This window comes from Paenibacillus sp. JT31N17 (genome assembly GCF_056269255.1).
Genome location: NZ_JBWDNP010000025.1, coordinates 35,156 through 56,462, shown reverse-complemented (window position 1 = coordinate 56,462; position 21,307 = coordinate 35,156). Strand labels below are relative to the sequence as shown.

Below are 21,307 nucleotides of genomic sequence, written 5' to 3'. Positions count from 1 at the left end.
CGTAATAGATTTTCCTCTCTAAAGTTCATTCCTTATTTCACCAGCAGCATGCGCTCCAGTGATAGTCGTGCCTGATCAGCAATATGGTCGGGAACATATATTTCCGGCTGCATAGTTTCAAGGCTTTTTACAAGCTTCTTGAGGTTGTTCACTTTCATATTCGGGCAAACCAGATACTTGGAAGCAAAATGGAAGGTTTTGTCCGGGCTGTCCAAACGCAATTGGTAACCGGTACCATCCTCCGTGCCTACAATAAATTCTTTATTGTCCGACTCTTTGCAGTATTTCAGGATCGCCGTCGTGCTTCCTACAAAATCGCCAAGTTGAACGACTTCCGGGCGGCATTCCGGATGAACGACAAATTGTGCATTCGGATACTTGGCTTTCATCTCTTCAACATCTTTGACGGTCAGCATATCGTGGGTGTTGCAGTAGCCTTCCCAAATGATCATTTTTTTGTCCGTGTGCTGCTGAACATAATGACCGAGGTTCTTGTCCGGGACCCAGATGACCTCATCGGAATCCACCGAGTTCACCACACGCACAGCGTTGGCCGAGGTACAGCAGATATCCGTTTCCGCTTTGATCTCAGCAGAGGAATTAATATAAGTCACGACTTTCGCGTTGGGATGCTGCGCCTTCAGCTTGCGCAAACCATCCACATTGACCATATCGGCCATGGGGCAACCGGCACGTTCATCAGGAATAATAACCGTCTTGTTCGGAGCCAAAATCTTGGCGCTTTCCCCCATAAAATGGACACCGCAGAAAACGATAACATCTGCATCGGTCTGAGCGGCCTTCTGCGCGAGCAGGAACGAGTCCCCGCGGAAGTCAGCCACCTCCTGTATTTCGTCACGCTGATAATAATGCGCCAATATAATAGCGTTGCGTTCTTTCTTAAGCTGCATTAAACGTTCCCGCAGCTCACGGTTTTGTTCCGCTTTGCGCTCGAGAGCCAATGCTTCCATAGTCTTACGTCTCCTCTTTTCACTGACTTTGTGAACAGATGCACAAACCCCTACATGACATATAGATGTTCAATCCGCCGCACAATCATGACAAAGCGTTTTCGATTGTTTAACATTTAATTTACACAGTGTGCTTCCTGCTGTCAACCAACAAAAGAGACCGTTTTAAGCCATCTGAGAAGACAATGCGCTTCATTGAACTCATAGGGGCTGCAAATCTTATCCACCCTTCTACAGAGGCTTGTTTTCAAGAAGAAACGGCTGTATCAACTTTGGCAGGGCAAAGTAAATTTTTTACACAATATTTTGGAAAAAAATCATTTGTCATCCTTACCGGGTCAAAAAAGGCTGCCCGCGCAGTTTGTCTGCTTGCGAACAGCCTTCGATGGCTTTGATCTCGTCTTTATTTGGGTCCGTTGTCGTTGCCGCTATCCGGATCGTCCGGAGGAGACAGATCTTCTGTTTCCTTGGATTGGATGCGAACCTTCACACCACCGATATTATCAATGATTGGCTCCCCGTGAGGTTCCTCAGAGGTGCCTTCGGATGGAGTTCCTGTACCTGTTCCATCAATCGAGCCCGTCTCGATCAGACGCTTGATTTGATCAAGCTCCAGCGTTTCCACTTCCAGCAGGGTTGATGCAATGAGATGCATCTCTTTGCTTTTCTCCGTGAGCAGCGCTTTGGCACGATCGTAACAGGATTGAATAAAGCTCTGCATTTCTTGGTCAATTTCATAGGCGATGGCATCGGAGTAATTCTGTTCATGTCCGATATCACGGCCCAGAAATACCTGACCCTGCGAGCTGCCGAACTGCATCGGTCCGAGCTTGTCACTCATCCCGTATTCCATAATCATGGCACGAACTATGCTGGTCGCTTGTTTGAAGTCGCTGTAAGCGCCTGTGCCGATTTCGCCAATGAACAGCTCTTCGGCAACACGTCCTCCAAGGAGTCCCGTCACTTTATCAAGCAGCTCCTTCTTGGTTGACAGCATGCGGTCGCCTTCCTTAGGAAGCATGATCACATAACCGCCTGCTTTACCGCGCGGGATAATGGTAACTTTATGGACCACATCCGCATGCTCCAGGAAGTATCCGGCAATGGTATGACCAGCTTCGTGATAAGCGACTATCCGCTTCTCGCGGTCACTGATGACGCGGCTGCGTTTCTCAGTTCCGACCAGCACGCGGTCAATCGCTTCATCCACCTCAACCATCGCAATATCCTTCTTGTTGCGTCTGGCCGCAAGAAGCGCCGCTTCATTGAGCAGGTTCTCCAAATCCGCGCCTGTAAAGCCTGTTGTCCGCTTCGCGATGATGTCAAGCTTCACATCCTTGGTCAGCGGTTTATTGCGTGAATGTACTTTGAGGACCGCTTCACGTCCCTTAACATCCGGACGGTCAACGGTAATTTGACGGTCAAACCGGCCTGGACGAAGAAGCGCCGGGTCAAGAATATCCGGACGGTTGGTTGCCGCCACGATGATGATGCCTTCATTGGCGCCGAATCCATCCATCTCAACGAGCAATTGATTGAGCGTTTGCTCACGCTCGTCATGCCCGCCGCCAAGCCCCGCACCACGCTGACGCCCTACGGCGTCAATTTCATCGATGAAGATAATACAAGGCGCGTTTTTCTTCGCATTTTCAAACAGGTCACGTACACGGGATGCACCGACACCGACGAACATTTCGACGAAATCGGAACCCGATATACTGAAGAACGGTACGCCGGCTTCCCCTGCAACGGCACGGGCCAGCAACGTTTTACCTGTACCTGGAGGTCCTACAAGGAGAACCCCTTTAGGAATACGCGCTCCGACCGCCGCGAATTTACGGGGATCCTTCAGGAATTCCACAACCTCCACAAGCTCTTGCTTCTCTTCGTCCGCGCCGGCCACGTCCTCGAACGTGACGCGCTTCTTCTCTTCGTTATATAAGCGCGCTTTGCTTTTGCCAAAGTTCATCACTTTGCCGCCGCCGCCCTGCGCTTGATTGATAAGGAAGAAGAACAAGATGAAAATAATCACGAATGGGATGATCGATGTTAAGAACGTCAGCCAGATGCTAGGGCCTTCGGTTGGTTTGACATCGATTTCGAATCCATTCTTGGCCTGTGCGTCATAAATTTCCTTGACTGCAAATTCCTCTACATTGGAGTGGGCATAAAATTGGTCCGACTCCGCGCCAGCTGGTTTTGTCTTATATTTACCTGTAACCAAATAGGAATAGCCGTCAAATTGAAGATCGACGCTGGCGACATTGTTATCGTTCAACGCTTGTCTCAATTGGTCGTATCGAATTTCGACGGTGGTATCGTTCTGGCTGCTGATAAATTGGAATATCCCGACAGTCACCAAAAAAATAATCAAATAAAATCCAGTGTTCCGGATGATCCGATTCATCCCCTACCTCCTCTCAAGACGTTCCAAATATTTTACCACAGCATGATTTCCGTCACAAACCAGAGTAGGTCGTGGGAGGGACATGATTGCTGGTGAATCGTACCACTTCGAGCCGCTTCCTGACAACAGGGTCAATCCACAAGCTTTACTTCTCATATATTTCCGGCTTGAGAATGCCGATAAGCGGCAGATTACGGTATTTCTCCGCATAATCAAGCCCATAGCCGACCACGAATGCATCCGGCAGGACAAAGCCTTTATAATCAGCCTCCAGTTCCACCTTGCGGCCGGTCGGCTTGTCAAAAAGCGCAACGAGTGTGACTGATTTGGCATTGCGCCTTTCCAGTACATCGATTAAATAGCTGAGTGTCAATCCGCTGTCAATGATATCTTCAACGATCACAATGTCGCGTCCCTGAACGGGTGAATCGAGATCCTTGATGATTTTGACAACGCCGGAGGTTTTGGTGGACTGTCCATAGCTGGAAACCGCCATAAAGTCGATTTCGAGCGGAATATCAATCGTTTTGACCAAATCAGACATAAAGATAAATGCACCTTTCAAAACGCAAATGACAAGTGGATTGCGTCCTTCGAACTCCCGGCTGATGATAGCTCCGAGCTCACTTACTTTCTGCTGAATCTGGTCGGCGTCATACAATACTTCTTGAATGTCATTCAGCAATGCCGGGACCTCCTACTTTTTCACCTATACTTATGAATGGATCAGTGCAACTTATTCAAGACCCTACCATTCGTCTCTAAAATTCACCCTGATGCGCAGGATTCGCTTGGTTTGCCCTGTAACCTGCGCAAACCGCGAACGTCTTACGCCCGGAATCCAGAGGATGCAATCTTCGGCATCGACAAGCAGCGGCAGCTTATTGCGCTGCGAAGGTGCGATTCGGTCGTCAACGAACATATCTTGTACTTTTTTGGTGCCGTTTAAACCAAGCACCTGCATTCGGTCTCCCGGGCGCCGGTTGCGGACTGTCAACGGCCAATGAATCAGGTCGGCATCGAACCATGATTCCCGCCGGTCAACGGGCTTATCTCCGCCTGGAGGAAGCGTCATATCCAGCCTGAGCTGAGCATGCGCAAGAGGCAGTTCCATTAGCTCCATGCTTTCCGTGACCATATAAGAGTATTCGGCCTCTGCTTGTTTGCCGCCCGACGTCCAATCTGCCCGGATAAAATGCAAGCTCTCGTATTCGCGTACGAACTTCACGCCACTTCCCGCATCATAGCTCCAGGTCGTCGATGCACGGTCCGAGACCGCTTGTCGAATAGTCTCAACGCTGTCGAATGAGATGGTCGCAGTTTCCATTCCAACATGGTTTAATATTAGTTTAATCAATCTCCTTTGTAAAGCGACATGCAACTCTAGCAGCGCTTTGCGGGTCATTTGGCATCCTTCACGGCCTATCATGATGCAGCGTTTAAAAGCCGCTTGTGTCTCCCGTTCCATCCAGTCGTCTTCACTTGCCGCAAGCTCGGAAAGCCGAACGAGCGCATCCGATAACTGTGGATTAAATTGTGCCAAATAAGGCAGCGCATCGAGGCGGATGGCGTTGCGGACGTAGGTCCTTTTCCCGTTGCTGCTGTCTTGGCTGTACGCGAGTCCCCATTGATTGCAATAGTGGAGGATGTCTGCCTTGTATGTACGCAAAAGAGGCCGAATAAGTTCCACGTTTTTTTCGGAACGCTTGATCGGGATGCCCGCAAGGCCGCCGGGGCTCGTCCCCCGGAGAATACGCATAAGCACGGTCTCCGCCTGATCATCGGCATGATGAGCCAGCGCGATACGGGATGCGCCATGCTTGCGCGCGACCTCATGGAGAAAGGCATACCGCCGCTTGCGTGAAGCCGCCTGTGAATTCATCTTTGTTTCTTCTATATAAGCGGGCATATCGATATAGACGGATTCACACTGCAGACCAAGCTCGGCGGCAAATTTTTTCACCGATTGCTCCTCCTGGTCGGATTCCCCGCCGCGGAACCCATGATTCACATGCGCGGCAATCAAGGTCAAGCCTTCCGAGGGGGCGAGCCGGTGGAGCATGTGCAGCAGAGCTGTCGAGTCAGGTCCGCCGGACACAGCCACGATGATGGTCTCTCCAGGGAGCCACAGCTGCTCGCTTGAAGCAAACTCTGACATCTCGGCGAGCAACTCGTTCATACCTACCACCTCCATAGCGTTTGCAGCCGCATTATCTTTCATCCCTTATCCGTTAAAGACCGATCTTTATTTACGATCCTGTCCGCAAAAGCCAATATATCGTTGTGGCGAGCACAGCCGCAGATGCAACGAACAATCCTTTGATCCAGCGGGAAACCGGAGGGGACGAGCGTCCGCCGGGCCGGTGCATCCACTGCTGCCACGCAGCCGCGGCTTCGCGGGCGTTCTTGAATTCTCCGCCCATCGCCTTGCGCAGCCAGCCGCAAAGCGGCTTGAGCACCGGATTCGCGTAAGCCAGCCGCAGCAGCTCTTCGGGAACGCGGTTCTGCGGCAGCATGGAAGCAGTCAACTGGGCCAGCCGTTTGCTTTCGTACAATTGCAGACAAAGAACAGCGAACGAAAACAGATCATACCCCGCATCCGCGCTGCGCGTTCCCGCATTCCAATAACCGCGGTCGTAGATTTCGGTGAACTGCCTGACCCCTTTGCCGAAGGCGGTAACTCCGCCATAATCGACGAGCTCGACACGGCCGTAATCAGCCACGAGCACATTCTCCACCTTCAGATCGCCAAAGGCCCAGCCCGCTTCATGCAGCTGAGCCAGTTTGCCGAGAAGGCTGTACAGTGTCACCGGAAACCATTCCGCTCCCTGCTTCGACAAATAGTCGGCCAATGTTACGCCGCGGACATAGCGCATCACATAAAACGGATATTCCTTGCCGTTAGCCGTGCGCAAGTCATCAACATCGACAAGATAAGACTCTGCCTTTGAGCTGCGCCTCTGCTCCGCGATGGACTGCAGCACATTAACCTCGGATTGCAGGTCTACTGCATCCGCGCCAATCTTGAGCGCATACCAGTTGCGCTGGCTCTCGACAAGAAAAACCTTGCCATTGGCGCCCTCACCCAACAGCCGTTCCACGCGGTAGCTTCCCTGCTTCCATTTGCCCTTGATAATTGTTCCCCGGGACAAACTCCATTCAAACGACGTAGTCACTCATCATCCCGTCCGTTTCATCATTGTTCCTATTACCATAATCGGATTTTCGGTAAAAATCAATGACATGCAGCAAAGCGGGACCTGTAGGCGTCGTTCCGCGCATCTGCAGCCGGGGGAACAAAGACGCAGCTCCGCTGACATTGCCGGTCCAGTCCAGATCAAGCTTGCAGTCCTCGCCATAGGCTGACCCCGGAAAATGAAATACCGCGATTTCGCTGCTTCCCTGACGGGCTTGAAGACTGAGCGAAAGATCGCGAATCGCATCCTCAACCGCCGCAAGCTTCGGCTTCATGCTCGCGCTTGCGTCAATAAGCAGAGCTACACGCAGCTTGCTGGTTTCGCTGAGCTCATCGATAACATGAACCACTTCGCCGCGTTTTTCCGGCGGCAGCGATTCAATCGAAGATGAGCCGAGAACCTGCTTCAGTTCACGTTGAACGGCATGCTGGATCGTCTGCACTACGGTCTTGCGCGTAAGCATCTGAACCGTTTGCGACAGCTGCCTGGTCTGTGCCAATCGGCTAAGACCTCCGCCTGCGCGGGCAATTTCCTCGATTTCAGAGGTCCCGAACTCACCCAGATCCCCTTCATCCACTACACCCACAACATTGACCGTGACCCCCTGCGCATATGCCTGTGCCGCCGCCACAACCGGACTTATGCCTACATTCGAGCATCCATCGGTAATTAATAGAATCTGTTTCATTTCTCACAAACCTCCACAAACTTCAGAATCTACTGATAGCAAACGTTTGAAGTATCTCTATCAGCGTTCCCAGTTTTAAGAGGCTTTAACCCTATGTAATCGTATGTCCTGCTTGGACATTAACCATTTTGCGCCGCTTGCGAATCGATAGAGATCGCCATAGCAAAAAAGCCCGCCCTCCGGCAGGCTTCATCATACTATAGCATTCTCTAGCTCACCGTCCTTGGACGCTCGACCTTGGACAGACCCGGCCAGCGGAAGGTTGCCCACTCGGGCTGATGCTTGTCTACTCTGGCGACGACGACTGTCATGTCGTCCATGATTTCGCCTTTATGATAACGCACGACCGTTTCCAGGAGCGAGTCGGCGATTTCCTGCGGATTGTCTGAGGCGATTTCCTGAATAACCCGCTTCATCCACAATTCTTTATTAACAGCATGGCCCGGAGCATCGTAGATGCCATCGGTCATCATTATGAGGGTATCGCCCGCCATCAGCTGCACCCGGATCAAATCGACATCGATTTCCTGCAAAATGCCCACGGGCAGATTGTTTGCGGATATCGGAATGACTTCGCTGCCGCGCTTGATGAAGCTTGGCGTCGAGCCAATCTTCATGAAGGTCGTCTTCGCGGTATACATATCGATAAGGGCCACGTCCACAGTGGCGAAAATTTCCTCGGACGACCTGAGCAGCAGAACCGAATTAACCGACTTGATGGCCAGCTTCTCATCCATGCCGGACTGCAGGAGCTGCTGCAGGATGGTCAGGGCGGTGCTGCTCTCCAGCTTCGCCCGCTCCCCGTTGCCCATCCCATCGCTGATGGCCACGGCGAATTTTCCGTTACCCAGCTCCACTGTGCTGAAGCTGTCCCCGGATAATAAATCTCCTCCTTTGGCGACGCCGGCTATACCGGTCTCCACCTCGAACGCTTTGGCCGTGCCAAACACGACCAGCGCCGGTTCGCCGCTCTTCTCGGGGTAGCGCTCCGAGATCACGGCGATCGGCTCACCCAGAATATCCGAAAGCAGCGGGGCGATGATCTTGCGGCATTCATCATAGCCCCTGGCAAAGGTATGGTAAACTTCAATTTCGACATTCCCCTCCTCCAAATTAACGACATCAATGCCATGTATGGATAAACCGAGCCCTTCCAGCGCTTCTCGGATCTGTTCTTCCTGTAAATGCAGTTGTTGGCCTTCCCGCTTGATCTCATGCGCCAGATCTTCCATGATCTGCGACACGCCGGATAGCTGCTCGGCGACGAGCTGTCTTGAGTCGCTGAGCTGCTTTCTCCACATTTGATCATGCTTGTACATTTCATATTGCTGCTGCATAACACTCAGTACCTGTGGCGAACGTATACAATGATTGCTCCATTCCTTAGGTATATCCTTGGGTCCGACCTTCCTCCCTTCTTCAACAGCCGTCATCATTCCCGTCATTACCCTGTACGTATCATAGAATCTCCCCTCCCAGCATAGTTCCTTGCGGTGACAGGAAGCGCATGTTTTCTCCGCAGCCGCATTCATAAAGTGGCCGACAGTCTCCTCACGCTTCACACTCTCATCAACAAGGTTGACCTGTCCGAAGCTTCGCGACAGTTGCTTGAACACTTCAGAGAACTGCGTGACGCGCTGAGCCGTCACATCGCGCACCCGCCTGGCATATTCATGCTGTGATTTGACATGCTCCTGTGTCCCCGGCACATATTTGGCAATGGTGCGCATAATGGAACGGGGCGTAACCAGAAACAATGCGGCAGCGATGACCGATTCCCAGGTGGAGGCCAACACATCCTGCTGATTTCCTATATAAATAGAGAGAATACATGATCCGAGCAGCATGCCGAAGGCGACTGCCATTCTCCCGCCCTCCCGCAGCAGCCCCGCAAGCAGTCCCGCAAAAGCGAGCAAACTCATCTGCACGATGGCATTCAAGTCCGCGAGACTCAAAATCAATCCGGCTATCACGCCCACGGATGCGCCAAGCGGCGCCCCGCCTACCAGGGCAAAGAGCAGCAGCATGTAACGGGACATCATATGTTCAACAGACAGACCGTATACCGCCCAGCCGACAGCACCTGTCATCACGGAAGCAAGCAGTATCATCAGACATATAATTTCTTCGTTCTTCAGCGATGAGGTCTTCCTCGTCATCGTCAGAACAGGTATGGCCTGTACAAACACCAGTGTCAGAACGAAGGCCAGCGCAGCCTCTACACCCACCATCATCAGCTGATACCAGCCAAGCGTATCGACAATGACGACGCTGAACAGCCTTACAATAAGGGTGGAGATGAAGACAAGGAGCGGGGCGTAGGATAATTCCGCCCGTTCGTAAGCTTCAAGCCCTCTCATCAACAGATAGACAACAGCCAGCTCCATGGCAATCCACATCGGTTCCGGCGAAATGGCGAAGCAGCTGCCAAGAACAATGGAAAACCCTACTGAGAGATAAGAATCTCTTCTTAGAAAATAAACAACCGTGAAGTAAGCAACCGCAAAGGGGGTAAGCGACTCAAGAATAACAGCGCGACCGAGAAGAAAACCAACGACCATCAGAACAAATGCCCATTTCTTCGAGGAGATCATCGCTCCCAGCCTGCGCATAAAGGAACCATTCACTCCCTTTTGAATCGCCGTCTGTATAATGCTCGTCCGTTTAACATTAGGAAACAACACGACATTTTGCTTGTCTCTCATTTCAAGGACACCACCCATTCCCGATTTGTGTGTTCTCAGTATAGGAGCATGTCCATATAAAAGTTTGTCATAAAGCGTTGTCACTCTCAAAGTTTTTTCCGACAAAAATGCGTGAATTGGAAACGGCGCGCGCGCTGAGCGCGGTTGCACGGATTACGCGGCATTGGACGTGCAGCACGTGCCGCCGGCGACCCACCGTTCAACAAAAAACATTGTCTGACGGGAAGCCTCAATCGGTGAAACGCCGTCCGAACCTGTCGGGAATAGATGAGATGAAGGGAAAAGTTTTTTTGAAAAAGAGGCATATTCTTCAAATTCGCGGATTTAAACCGGAAGAATTGGGGTAATCGGGTGATGAATCGGCAATGGCAGAACCGCCTTCATAGCTTGACGCAGTTTCTAAGATAAGAAAATATCAGAAAAGATTACCGATACGACAAACTTCTGGCGCAATATGCGTAAAAAGCGCTGCACCCCTCACAATCTCTGGAAAGCCAAAAAAGGCAGAACCCGAAGGTTCTGCCTGCAAAGAGTCATATACAATTAAACGCGCTTCGCTCCGCGTCCGCCGCGTTTGGATTCCGTATTCTTCTTGATCGAAGAAATGCGTTCCTCGCTATCCTTAAGAAAGCGCGATACTTTATCCTCGAAGGTTGGTTTGCCAAAGGAAGGTTTACCGCCTGCTGCTTTATTGAAAGGACGTCCACCGCCGCCTCCACCGCCGCCGCCAGTACGATTGAAGCCGCCTCCGCCTCCGCCGCCAGGACGACTAAAGCCGCCTCCGCCGCCTGCGCTTCCGCCACCACCTGTACGGTTGAATCCTCCGCCAGGGCTGGCACTGCGTTCGCGTTGAGGTGGAACAGAACCCTCAGGACGGTCGATTGCCTGTTTTATCGAAAGTCCGATTTTCCCGTCTTTATCTACATTAATGACCTTAACTGTTACAATATCTTCCAGTTTAAGATGGTCTTTAACATCCTTGACGTAATTATCGGCAATCTCTGAGATGTGAACGAGTCCCGTGACACCTCCCGACAAATCGACGAATGCCCCGAAATGCGTAATACCTGTCACTTTGCCCTCTAACTTGGCGCCCACTTCAATTGCCATAGGTAAAAATGTTCCTCCCTAACCGTTATGTGAAGCTGCTAGCTTCTGATGGCCTTACAACCAACAATAAATGCTGCTACTAAGGTGATTATAACCGAACGAGAGGTGCAAGGCAACAGACGTGTACCCGATTTCAGGACGAATCAATCCTCAATGACCTGTATCTGCTGCTCGCCTTTTTTTACCATACCCTGTTCTTTCGTAGCCAATTGACCAATGTATTCTTTATCATTCAGTTTGGCGACTTCTTGCTTGAGATCATTGATCTGAGTGTTCGCCGTATCGATCATCTGCTTTGTCTCGGCGAGCTTGAGCTCGGACTGACCTTGCCGCTCCAACTGGGATATAAACGTATAGGATGCCCAGCCCAAGAATAAAGCAATGACGATAAACCATAGTTTCAGCCGACGTTTCGTTCCTGTGTATGAAGGTGTAGGAGTACTCCCGGTAGCCGTCATCATCAATTCGTTGACCTCCACTCATAACATTATCTATTCATCACTGTCCTTCTTCTTCCAGTTTGTCAATCGCTGCCAAACCCCTGCCGCCTTGCCGGCCGCGGACTTCCAGCGTTCGGCAACCCGCCATCTGGCCATAAGCGGAACCCACCAGCCAACCACCCATCGCGAGAACGGTTTGGTGATCGGGCTCATCATCCAGCGAACCAGAATCCAGAGTGGACGGGTTAATTGTATCACAATTTTCAAGAGGAACAAAGCAAGCGCAATCAAAAAGGAAATAATCAGCTTGCATAGCCGGTAGAGCAGCTGTAAAGGACGTACGACAATATATATAAACATCTTGACTATGATTTGAATCAGAGTACGGACGGCACGGATAAAAAAATGTACAAGCTTCACCACTATTTTGCTGAAAAGCCAGTAATAGCTGGCGATTCCCAGCAGGAGCCCGAGAAAGACATATGCCCGCACCTCGCCCTCATTGCTTGCCGAGAGGACCTGGAAAACAACAATCGTCGCGGCAATCCAATATAGCAAATCAAGCACCGGAACCCATAATCGTCCGATCCGCAGCTCGTCCGACACAACACGGTACCCGTCAAAAATAATGCCCATTCCAATCCCGGACAGCAGCATCGTCGCCATCGTCCACCACTGTACGCTGAGACTCACTTAAATATCTTCCCGAACAAGCTTTTGGATTTGGCTGCGGTATTCCCGTCCAGATAAGTCAGCGAATGGACGAGCCCCTCAATGGCAACAAGACCCTGCTCCAGGCTCAGATGCTTCATATGTAGGTTCTGCCCGCGAATGGCCAGGAAGCCAAGCTCCGTTTCCAGCAGAAACTCTTCAACATCGAAGCTTTCCACATTCATGACACCCGTAATTTCGAGTATTTTACGATTAAGCATTTTGATTTCCTGACGTTTTTGCCCTTTTCCTTGATCAATCATCGCCTCGTCCCCTCCTTTAAGACTAGCCTATGGGGGTGGGACAGGTTTTAGAACAATTCATCCTTATACCGTTCTGCCGGAAAAAGGAAAAGCTGCATGCCGGTACGGGAGCCGCAGCAGATAAAGGCGCATTCGCTTCCTTCTAAAAAAAAGACGGCCCCACCGAAAACCCCGGTGAAAGGCCGTCATTTCCTTTATTGCCATTCCATTTTGTTCTCGGCTTGGCGCGATTCTTCCTTCAACAAAGTGTATAAGCCGCTCGCCTCGTCCTTCCTGGTCGTCTCCGCAAGCCGCTCAATGCGCACGGTGACAACTTTCTGGCCGAATTGAATCATGAGCTCGTCGCCGGCTTTGACGGTGCTGCTCGCTTTGGCTTCCCGGCCGTTGATCCAGACGCGTCCTTGATCGGATACATCCTTGGCGACGGTGCGCCGCTTGATCAGCCGGGAGACTTTGAGAAACTTATCAAGACGCATGAACTACTTGATAGCTTCTTTTAATTTATTGCCGGCTTTGAATGCAGGAACTTTGGATTCCGCGATAGTGATGGGATTGCCCGTTTGCGGGTTGCGGCCCGTACGGCCAGAGCGCTTGCGGGTTTCGAATGTACCGAAACCGATCAATTGCACTTTCTCGCCGCCTGCCAGCGCATCGGTTACTTCTCCCATAAAACCATTGAGAACCGACTCGACATCACGCTTGGTAAGCCCGCTTTTAGCTGCAATGCTGTTGATAAGATCTGTTTTGTTCATGAACATAGCCTCCTAAATTTTTAATTATCATAGCAGATAGTCACTATACTTCTACTTTGAGTTTACTTGCCCGCTTGTACCTATTCTGCTTGATTCTAAATAAATCCTGCCCATTTGTAAATTTTTTTTGCAATTTCTGGCGACTGGAGACGAATTTCCGATGAACCTTTAGTCGGGTTGGAAGAACGGCCCTCTCATCTGCAGCAGTCTATCAGCTTCAACCCTTCCTTAGGATAAGCGGGCAGTCTTATTCTGCCCCGGGCTTACCTCAAGGAAGAGCAACCGGCGTCAATCGCGCTTTCAGGGGAGCAGCTTGGCTTCCTCCCAATACCGGTCCATCTCTATTAAATCAGTTTGGTCAAAGGTTCGTCCACTTATACGAAGCTGCTCTTCAATATATGAAAATCGTTTCTTAAACTTCCGGTTCGTCCGGGCAAGCGCTTCTTCGGGATCAGCATGGATGAACCGGGAAGCATTCACCACGGCAAACAACAGATCGCCCAGCTCATCGGCCTGCTCTTCCGGATTCCCGGCTGCTATGGCCTCCCGCAGCTCACCCAGTTCCTCTTCGATCTTGCCGAGCACCGGCTGAATATCATCCCAGTCAAAGCCGACCTTGGCCGCTTTCTTCTGAAGCTTATAAGCCTTCATAAGCCCGGGCAGATCCGGCGGAATCCCGTCCAGCTGCGACAGCTCCCCGGGATTTATGCCTTTGCGCCGTTTCTCCTCCGCTTTCATCTGCTCCCAATTCTGCAGGGCTTCCCCGGAATCATTGGCAACCTGGTCGCCAAAAACATGCGGATGGCGAAACAGCAGCTTCTCATTGAGGGACTCGATGACATCGTAGACGGAGAAGGAGCCAACCTCCTCTTCCATCTGGCTGTGCAGCATAACCTGAAGGATCACATCGCCGAATTCCTCGCGCATTCCGTCCGGATCGTCCGCATCCAGCGCTTCGATCGCTTCGTAGGTTTCCTCGATAAAGTTTTTGCGGATGGAGGCATGCGTCTGCTCCCGGTCCCAAGGGCAGCCTTCAGGGCTGCGGAGGATCCCCACAATCTCGTGCAGTCTTTCAAAGGATCGGTTGCGCAGCTTGTCATCGGTGGAGCGGGGCACATAGACAAGGGACAAATTCCCAAATCCCGGAGTCCGGTCCAGCTCATAGAGCGGGATCGTCAATATCTGTTCTTCGCCCGCGATGCCGAGCGCGTGGCCGACAATGACGGGATAGTCGTCGGGCAGCTGCTCCATCAAGCTTAATTTCACATCCGAAGCCGTAAATTCATCATAGACCTGACCGATCAGGGTGTGCAGCTCCGGCCGCAGCTGTGACGGCTTTAGTTCCGCTGCATCCAGCAGCACGAAGCCTTCGATGGGATCGAAGCCAAGCCGGGTGAAGGCCTGATCGAGGAAGCTCTCTCCACCCAGAATAACCAGCTCGACCCCCTCCTGCGGACAGCGTTCGCGCAGCAGCTGAACGGTACGTTCCGCTACCATCGGGTGCCCGGGAACGGCGTAAATCAGCTCAGACGCGGCTGACAGCGATTTGGCCTGCCCGATCAGCGCCTCCGTAATAGCGGCATAGACATCAGGGAAGGAATCAAGCTGTTCATACAGGCTGTCAAACGACGTATAGGTTAAATCATTATCGCCGAAAATCTTCATCATCGGATGCCTCTCCGTCCGTACAAAGCGGCGCTCCGCCTTCTGGAGCCTGCGCCAGACGCCGAGCGTCAGCTGGTCGGCATCGCCAGACCCCAGCCCGACAACGGTAATGGTTGGTTGCATGAATGAACCCTCCTTGGCTTAATAAGTAGTAGGCATTTTCTTGAAATGCTGCCAAGACCGCATGAGCTGTTCTTAGAGAGCTGATGGCGTACGTGCCTGGCGGAATATACGTGAGTGAGGTGATCAAGACCGAGTTCATGTAAGGCAAGCCGGGTGGTACGTGCCTGCCGGGCTGTACCCGAGCAAATCAAGGCCGAGTTCATGTACGGCAAGCCGGGTGGTGCGTGCCTGGCGGGCTGTACCCGAGCAGATCAAGGCCGAGTTCATGTACGGCAAGCCGGGTGGTGCGTGCCTGGCGGCTATACATGAGGCATTCTGCCTCATGTTACTCGCCGGGAGGAAGCAGCCGCCAGCGGATCAGGCGGGCGGCCAGACTTGGGCCGCCGGGCAGTGCCCGCAGCTCGGCCGCGGTTACGCCGCCGAAGCGGAGCGCGGCGGCGGCGAACAGCGCGCCGCCGATGGCTGTGCCGCCGAGCGCCAGCACGGCGGCGGCCGCTCTGGGCGGCAGCGCCAGCCCGAGCAGCGGCGCTCCGCAGCGCTCGGCTAGGACCAGCGCCGCGGCCATTACCGCGAGCGCAAGCAGGGTGCCCGCGGCACGGCGAGCGGGCACTCCCGCGCCCGTGGTGCGGCGGACGGCGCCCGCGCTCAGCAGGGCGGCCGCCACAAGCGCGGCGATGCCCGCGCAGGCCGCGCCGGCGATGCCCAGCGCCGGCACGAGCAGAGCGTTGAGCGCCGCCTTCAGCACGGCGGCCGCCAGCATGAACAGCGCAGGGGCGCGGGCGCTCCCCAGCCCCTGCAGAGCGGCTGCGGCGACCGCGGCGACCGTGCCCGCGAGCGCTGTGCAGCCCACAAGGGCAAAGGTACGCGTGCCGGCGGCGTCCGCGTACAGCATGACATTGATGGGCTCGGCCAGCAGCACGAGCCCGACCGCCGCCGCACCGCCCACCGCCCACGCGGCGCGCATCACAAGGGCCGACTGCCGTTTCACGCCGGCCAGGTCGCCCTGAAGCCGCGCAGTCGCTAACGCCGGAACAAGCGCGGCGCCCATTGCGCCTGCCACCATCACGACCAGCTGCACAAGCGGCTGGCCGCGGCTGTACAGGCCGAACTGCGCCATAGCCGCCGCCGGGTCTGCGCCCGCAGCGCCCAATAGGCGCGGCACTGTGAACGCATCGACTACGCTGAGCGCGGGAACAGCCAGTGCGCCGAGCGTAACAGGTACCGCAAGGCCGGCGAGTCTGCGCATAAGCGGCATTATTACACCGCTATCCAGAGGCTTCGGTGCCTGCCCGGAAGGTGCCATTCCACCGCTAACAGGACTCGTAAATGCAGCTTCAGGACGGTTCATTGCCCGATTACGCAGCCAATACCCGGCAATGACCATAAGGCCTGCGGCGCCGCCGAAAGCGGAGCCCGCCGTTGCTCCGGCAGCCAATGATCCGTCGTTCCAACCCAAGTGCCATCCGATGGCCAGCAGCGCAAGCATGGCGCCTACACGGACGGTCTGTTCGGACAGCTGGGAAACAGCCGAGGGCAGCATGTTCCCAAGTCCTTGATAATACCCGCGAAGCGCAGCCGTAACAGGCCCAACCCACAGCGCCAGCGAAACGGCGCGAACAGCGGAAACGGTATCCGGATCGCCGATCCATCCCGCAATGTGACGGGCCCCCAGCCACATGAGCGCAAAACCGGCAGCTCCGCTGAGGCTGAGCAGCATCACGCCCGCCCTCAGCACAAGCCGCGCGCCGTCCCGGTCACCGCCGGCCATCCGCTCCGCAACAAGCAGTGATACGGCAACAGGGAAGCCCGCCGTAACCATGACAAGCAGCAGCTGATACAACGGATATACCGCATTGTAAATGCCGAATACCCGATCCCCCGCAATATTTTGCAGTGGAATCTTCTGCAGGGTTCCGAGCGCCTTGCTGATCAGCATCGCGGCTCCCATCAATGCCGCTCCCTCGAGCATCTGCGGACCGCGGATGCGCCGGACGCCCATTTCAGGCGTGGGATCGTCACTCTGCCCGCCGCTGTATGTATCCCCTTCAGGGGTCAAAATCTTATCCTCATCCCTCAATCCGGACCTGCCGCTGCCGGCAATCCCGGAAGCATTGGCCTTATGTCGTTTCACTTGTTCCAAGCCCGGCACCTGCCTGTCTGTACTCCTCCCCTCATTATACCCGAAAGCACCCTAATGTGAATGGCGCTCCTTGGCTGCACTTCACCTCTACATTTAGCAGCGGCCGATACCCCCGCACACAACCCAAAACAAAAAACAAGCTGCTGCCAGTGTTTTAACGTCACTGTGCAGGCAGCTTGCCCTTTATTGCTCCATTTGTTTGGCCAGGAATCCGGCGGCTGTTTCGGCCATTTTGGTTTCCATCTGCGCCATCTTGACGTTCTCATCCTTGCTCAGCAGCACAACCGTACCAATGGGGTCTCCGCCCGCTACAATCGGCGCCGCTACAAACGAGCTGAAAGCTTCACCGAGATCCTTGACTACTTCATACGAGCCGCTGCCGGTCTCAACCACCGTTTTGCGGTTCTCCATGCAGGACTCCAGAATCGATCCGATTTGCTTCTCCATATATTCCTTCTTCGATGTCCCCGCTACGGCAATGATATTGTCACGATCCGTAATCAGCGTAATGTGGCTCGTGCTTTCCGATAGGGACTCGGCGTATTCCTTGGCGAATTCACCAAGCTCCCCGATCGGGGAATATTTCTTCAAAATCACTTCCCCATCGCGGTCAACGAATATTTCAAGCGGATCGCCCTCGCGTATACGCAGCGTACGGCGGATTTCCTTAGGAATGACGACCCGGCCCAAATCGTCAATTCGACGAACAATTCCAGTTGCTTTCATGTTCTGGTTGCCCCACTTTCATTGAAGGTTTTGAATTCGACTGGATACCTGATGCTTGTCTATTGCACAAGAGGAGAGAACTTGTAATAAAGGTGCTTTTCGAATCTGACCATAGTATTCATCCGCTCCCATATTCTTATGCACGTGGTAAACGATCACAGTCTTTAAAATATCCGCAGGCCGGGGAACCCCTCAATAAAATGCTGGCCCAGCATCAAACGACGGCCCGAAATCGAGCCGCCGCCGCACACATTACATAGCATTTTCCTGCTTCCGCAGGTGATGAGATCAATGCTTGAGAAGCTGGGCAATCTCCCGCTTCAGAGCCAGAAATTCGGGATGCTCGCGCACTTCCGGCGATCGCCGGGCAGGAAGCTTCACCTCATAGGTCTTCAATATCCGCCCGGGTCCGGCACCCATAACCACAATACGCTGGGACAAGAATATCGCTTCATCGATGTCATGAGTAATGAACAAAACCGTTGTTTTTTCCCTCTCCCATACCTCAAGCAGCATTTCCTGCATTTCCAGCTTCGTTTGGGCATCAAGCGCGCCGAACGGCTCATCCATCAACAGCACCTTCGGCCGGTTGGCCAAAGCTCTGGCGATTGCGACCCGCTGCTTCATCCCGCCGGAGAGCTGCTTGGGATAGGCTTTACGGAATTCCTCCAGCCGGGTCACCTTCAACAAATAGCTGCTGATTGCACGGCGGTCCATAGTTGCCACTCCCTTAAGCTTCGGACCGTATTCAATGTTCTCCTGCACGGTCAGCCATGGGAACAGGGTGTAGCCCTGGAACACCATGCCCCTGTCGGCTCCCGGACCAATCACTTCCCCGCCATCGACGGTGACTGTGCCCTCCGTCAGCTCATCGAGGCCTGCGACAATGCGCAGCAGGGTTGATTTTCCGCAGCCCGAGGGGCCAAGTATTGTCACGAATTCATTGCTTCCCACCGTCAAATCGATTCCCTTAAGCGCCTCGAACCGGCCTGTTTTTGTTTCATACACCTTCTGCAGCCCGCTTATTACAATTTCACCGCTGGCCGGCACAACCGCTGGACCGCGACCAGCTGACCCGATGCCGCCCGCTTCCTCACGGCTGCCTTCCTTCTGCTTCCGTATCGCTGCTTCCACACTCCCACTCCTCTCCTGCTTCCTAGCATTCCTTAAGGACTTAGGAAAGCCTCCCGTTTATGCCCATGGATATAATCTGCGGTTTAAGAAAGCAAAAATCCGGTCGCTGATCAGACCAAGCAGCCCGATAACGATAATCCCCACAAAAATCTGATCCGTATTCAGGAAGCGCTGCGCCTTCATGATGGCAAAACCGAGACCGCTGTTCACCGCCACCAGCTCCGCGACGACCAGATAGGTCCAAGCCCAGCCCAGAACCAGACGGAGGGTGTTCATCAGCTGCGGCTGTATAGCCGGTATCAATACGGTTTCGATCGCTTTCCAGCGCCCCGCCCCTAAAGTGAAGGAGGCCTGCAGCAGATCATGCGAGACGCGGCGCGTGTTGTCCGCCACCATAAGCACAAGCTGGAAGAAACAGCCGATAAAAATCAGCAGGATCTTAGCCCATTCGCCGATACCCGCCCAAACCATAATAAGCGGAATGAACGCGACAGCCGGCATGTAACGGATGAATTCCATCGGAGGCTCGACAAATGCTTCCCCGAATTTGAAGGTTCCCGCGAAGATACCGATCGGGATCCCGATGATACAGGCGAGCACGAAGCCCGAGGTAACTCGGAACAAGCTTATGCCAATATGATGCCAGTAAATGGCGGTCCCCAGCTGATGAATCAGCTCCAGCAGCACCTCATGCGGCTTGGGCAGAAAGACCGGATTGACCGCTTCGGTGTAACTGAGCAGGGACCAGACGAGCAGCAGCAGCGCGAATGAAGCTCCTGCTGTAAACGCGAACGGCCTGCCGCCGATATCTTTGAAGATTTGCAATCTGTGGGGTCTGAGTCGTTTGTTTGTCTTCATTGACTGCTCACCTCTTCGCAGCTGCTTCAACAAATTGGGAATCCAGAATAGCGTCGAAATCGTCAATGTCGTCCACCATGTCCAGGTTCTTGAGGAAATCAGCTGTTTTCTCAGCCGTGTATCGCAGTGATGTATAGTCATCACGCTTGCCGAATGCATTAATATTGTCTTCTACGGTAAACAGCTTGATGCTGTCGAGCCCCAGCTTGAAGTCTTCCGGGGATGTTTCAGCATGCTTCGCCATCAGCTCAATCGCTTCATCCTGATGATCCTGGAAGTAGTCAAGCGCATCGAACCAGGCGTCAACCACCTTCTGAATATCAGCCGGCCGGTTCTTGATCACGGAATCGCGGAAAACCAGCAAATCCGGAATCAGCCCTGGCGTATCCTTGGAGGAGAATAGAACCTTGCCCTTGCCTTCCTTGACTGCAGTCGTCTGGAACGGCTCCCACAGCACGGAAGCGTCTGTTTTTCCGGAAATAAAAGCAGGCCCCGCATCGTTGACCGTCATGTTGACGTAATTGACGTCGCTTTCCTTCAGCCCGTTCTTGTCTAATGCCGTCAGCAGCAGCAGATGGTCAACCGTACCCAGCTCGGTGGCTATTGTTTTGCCTTTCAAATCCGCAATGGAGCTAAATTCCGGCTTGCTCACGATGGCATCGCCGCCGAAGGAGTTATCATTGACAAGCACGGCTTTCAGTCCAATGCCTTTGGATACGGGAGCAAGCGTATCGCTCAGCGTCTGGCTGTTGGCGTCCACCTTGCCCGTTGCCAATGCCTGCAGCGAGTCGCTGTACACAGGGAACCATTCCAGCTTGACATTCACGTCATGCTTTTCGAAAAAGCCTTTCTCCTCCACCAAATACCAGAAGAACCAGCCCGGCCAAGGACTGAGCGCAATCGTGACCGGCTTATCCGAGCCCCCGCCCGAGGAGGCTTCCTCCTTGGGTCCTCCGCATCCGGCAAGCGCGGCAATAATCGCCGCCAACATCAGAATCGTAACCGTACGTTTGATTTTGTTCATCCCACTCCAGCTCCCTCTATTTTTATATACAACAAGTGCAAATAAACGATTGAAATCTTGAACCTTTTGCATGATCCTGAAGAAGAAACGGCGTTTGCCGCCCTGTCGCAGCAAAATTCAGTGTAAAAAAAGAAAAAGCCTTGGGATTATCTCCCAGGCTTTTGTCCTTCCGTGTTATATGGCACCATTACTCCCATCAATAGAGCAACCCTGCCATACGCCGCCTCTTGGACCAGGCTGATTTCTTCCTCGGTTATAGCGAGAGAGATCACGGAACCCTAGACAGCTTTGTGTCCCCACCTGCCGTGGCTGGGAACCTTTATGAGTTTGTCAAATTATCTAACATCTAATAGTATTCTATAAGGTATGACACTCTCTTGTCAATGTGGATGT

The 21,307-nt window shown here is 53.3% G+C and carries 19 protein-coding genes and 1 riboswitch; all 19 genes read right to left on the bottom strand.

The features are described 5' to 3' along the window. Positions 1-32: 32 nt before the first annotated feature. The 19 genes from nadA to AC0YOB_RS36595 all read right to left on the bottom strand — a co-directional run bounded on the left by nadA (position 33) and on the right by AC0YOB_RS36595 (position 20,914). A complete protein-coding gene (nadA, locus tag AC0YOB_RS36685) occupies positions 33-1,034 on the bottom strand; it encodes a quinolinate synthase NadA (protein ID WP_475797007.1) in 1,002 nt (333 codons plus the stop codon). A gap of 340 nt (positions 1,035-1,374) precedes the next feature. After that, positions 1,375-3,378, bottom strand: coding sequence for an ATP-dependent zinc metalloprotease FtsH (gene ftsH, locus AC0YOB_RS36680; protein WP_475796992.1), 2,004 nt, complete (start codon positions 3,376-3,378; stop codon positions 1,375-1,377). A gap of 145 nt (positions 3,379-3,523) precedes the next feature. Beyond that, on the bottom strand, positions 3,524-4,063 hold the full coding sequence (hpt, locus tag AC0YOB_RS36675) for a hypoxanthine phosphoribosyltransferase (protein ID WP_210046383.1): 540 nt from the start codon (positions 4,061-4,063) through the stop codon (positions 3,524-3,526). A 63-nt stretch (positions 4,064-4,126) separates the two neighbouring features. Further along, positions 4,127-5,557: a tRNA lysidine(34) synthetase TilS gene (tilS, locus tag AC0YOB_RS36670; RefSeq protein ID WP_475796991.1), complete on the bottom strand. Its 1,431-nt coding sequence runs from the start codon at positions 5,555-5,557 to the stop codon at positions 4,127-4,129. Positions 5,558-5,627: 70 nt separating this feature from the next. Beyond that, positions 5,628-6,554 (bottom strand): serine/threonine protein kinase, encoded by a 927-nt coding sequence (locus tag AC0YOB_RS36665; protein ID WP_210046381.1) that lies wholly within the window; start codon positions 6,552-6,554, stop codon positions 5,628-5,630. Beyond that, positions 6,538-7,263 (bottom strand): vWA domain-containing protein, encoded by a 726-nt coding sequence (locus AC0YOB_RS36660; protein ID WP_210046380.1) that lies wholly within the window; start codon positions 7,261-7,263, stop codon positions 6,538-6,540. The genes AC0YOB_RS36665 and AC0YOB_RS36660 overlap by 17 nt, the downstream gene beginning before the upstream one ends. 209 nt (positions 7,264-7,472) lie before the next feature. Further along, positions 7,473-9,968, bottom strand: a complete 2,496-nt coding sequence (gene spoIIE / locus AC0YOB_RS36655) for a stage II sporulation protein E (RefSeq protein WP_475796990.1) — start codon at positions 9,966-9,968, stop codon at positions 7,473-7,475. 543 nt (positions 9,969-10,511) lie between these two features. Further along, entirely contained in the window at positions 10,512-11,078 is a 567-nt protein-coding gene (locus AC0YOB_RS36650) for a S1 domain-containing RNA-binding protein (RefSeq protein ID WP_475796989.1), read from the bottom strand. A 143-nt stretch (positions 11,079-11,221) separates the two neighbouring features. Beyond that, positions 11,222-11,539, bottom strand: a complete 318-nt coding sequence (locus AC0YOB_RS36645; RefSeq protein ID WP_475790593.1) for an FtsB family cell division protein — start codon at positions 11,537-11,539, stop codon at positions 11,222-11,224. Between the two features lie 30 nt (positions 11,540-11,569). Next, positions 11,570-12,211 carry a spore cortex biosynthesis protein YabQ gene (gene yabQ, locus AC0YOB_RS36640; RefSeq protein ID WP_475796988.1) on the bottom strand — a complete coding sequence of 214 codons (642 nt, stop codon included), beginning with the start codon at positions 12,209-12,211 and terminating at the stop codon, positions 11,570-11,572. Next, positions 12,208-12,492, bottom strand: a complete 285-nt coding sequence (yabP, locus tag AC0YOB_RS36635; RefSeq protein ID WP_210046375.1) for a sporulation protein YabP — start codon at positions 12,490-12,492, stop codon at positions 12,208-12,210. The genes yabQ and yabP overlap by 4 nt, the downstream gene beginning before the upstream one ends. Positions 12,493-12,686: 194 nt before the next feature. Then, positions 12,687-12,968, bottom strand: coding sequence for an RNA-binding S4 domain-containing protein (locus AC0YOB_RS36630; protein ID WP_475772599.1), 282 nt, complete (start codon positions 12,966-12,968; stop codon positions 12,687-12,689). Between the two features lie 3 nt (positions 12,969-12,971). Further along, positions 12,972-13,244 (bottom strand): HU family DNA-binding protein, encoded by a 273-nt coding sequence (locus tag AC0YOB_RS36625; RefSeq protein ID WP_210046373.1) that lies wholly within the window; start codon positions 13,242-13,244, stop codon positions 12,972-12,974. Positions 13,245-13,544: 300 nt separating this feature from the next. Next, positions 13,545-15,032, bottom strand: coding sequence for a bifunctional methyltransferase/pyrophosphohydrolase YabN (gene yabN, locus AC0YOB_RS36620; protein WP_475796987.1), 1,488 nt, complete (start codon positions 15,030-15,032; stop codon positions 13,545-13,547). Between the two features lie 325 nt (positions 15,033-15,357). Beyond that, positions 15,358-17,163, bottom strand: a complete 1,806-nt coding sequence (locus AC0YOB_RS36615; protein WP_475797006.1) for an oligosaccharide flippase family protein — start codon at positions 17,161-17,163, stop codon at positions 15,358-15,360. Between the two features lie 192 nt (positions 17,164-17,355). Then, entirely contained in the window at positions 17,356-17,898 is a 543-nt protein-coding gene (spoVT, locus tag AC0YOB_RS36610; RefSeq protein ID WP_475772596.1) for a stage V sporulation protein T, read from the bottom strand. Positions 17,899-18,186: 288 nt separating this feature from the next. Continuing rightward, the gene (locus AC0YOB_RS36605; protein WP_475797005.1) at positions 18,187-18,978 is read right to left on the bottom strand and encodes an ABC transporter ATP-binding protein; all 792 of its coding nucleotides are present in this window, start codon (positions 18,976-18,978) and stop codon (positions 18,187-18,189) included. 111 nt (positions 18,979-19,089) lie between these two features. Next, positions 19,090-19,890, bottom strand: a complete 801-nt coding sequence (locus AC0YOB_RS36600) for an ABC transporter permease (protein WP_475796986.1) — start codon at positions 19,888-19,890, stop codon at positions 19,090-19,092. A 7-nt stretch (positions 19,891-19,897) separates the two neighbouring features. Continuing rightward, positions 19,898-20,914 (bottom strand): ABC transporter substrate-binding protein, encoded by a 1,017-nt coding sequence (locus tag AC0YOB_RS36595; RefSeq protein WP_475796985.1) that lies wholly within the window; start codon positions 20,912-20,914, stop codon positions 19,898-19,900. Between the two features lie 148 nt (positions 20,915-21,062). Beyond that, a riboswitch (guanidine-I (ykkC/yxkD leader) is annotated at positions 21,063-21,207 on the bottom strand. Positions 21,208-21,307 lie beyond the last annotated feature (100 nt).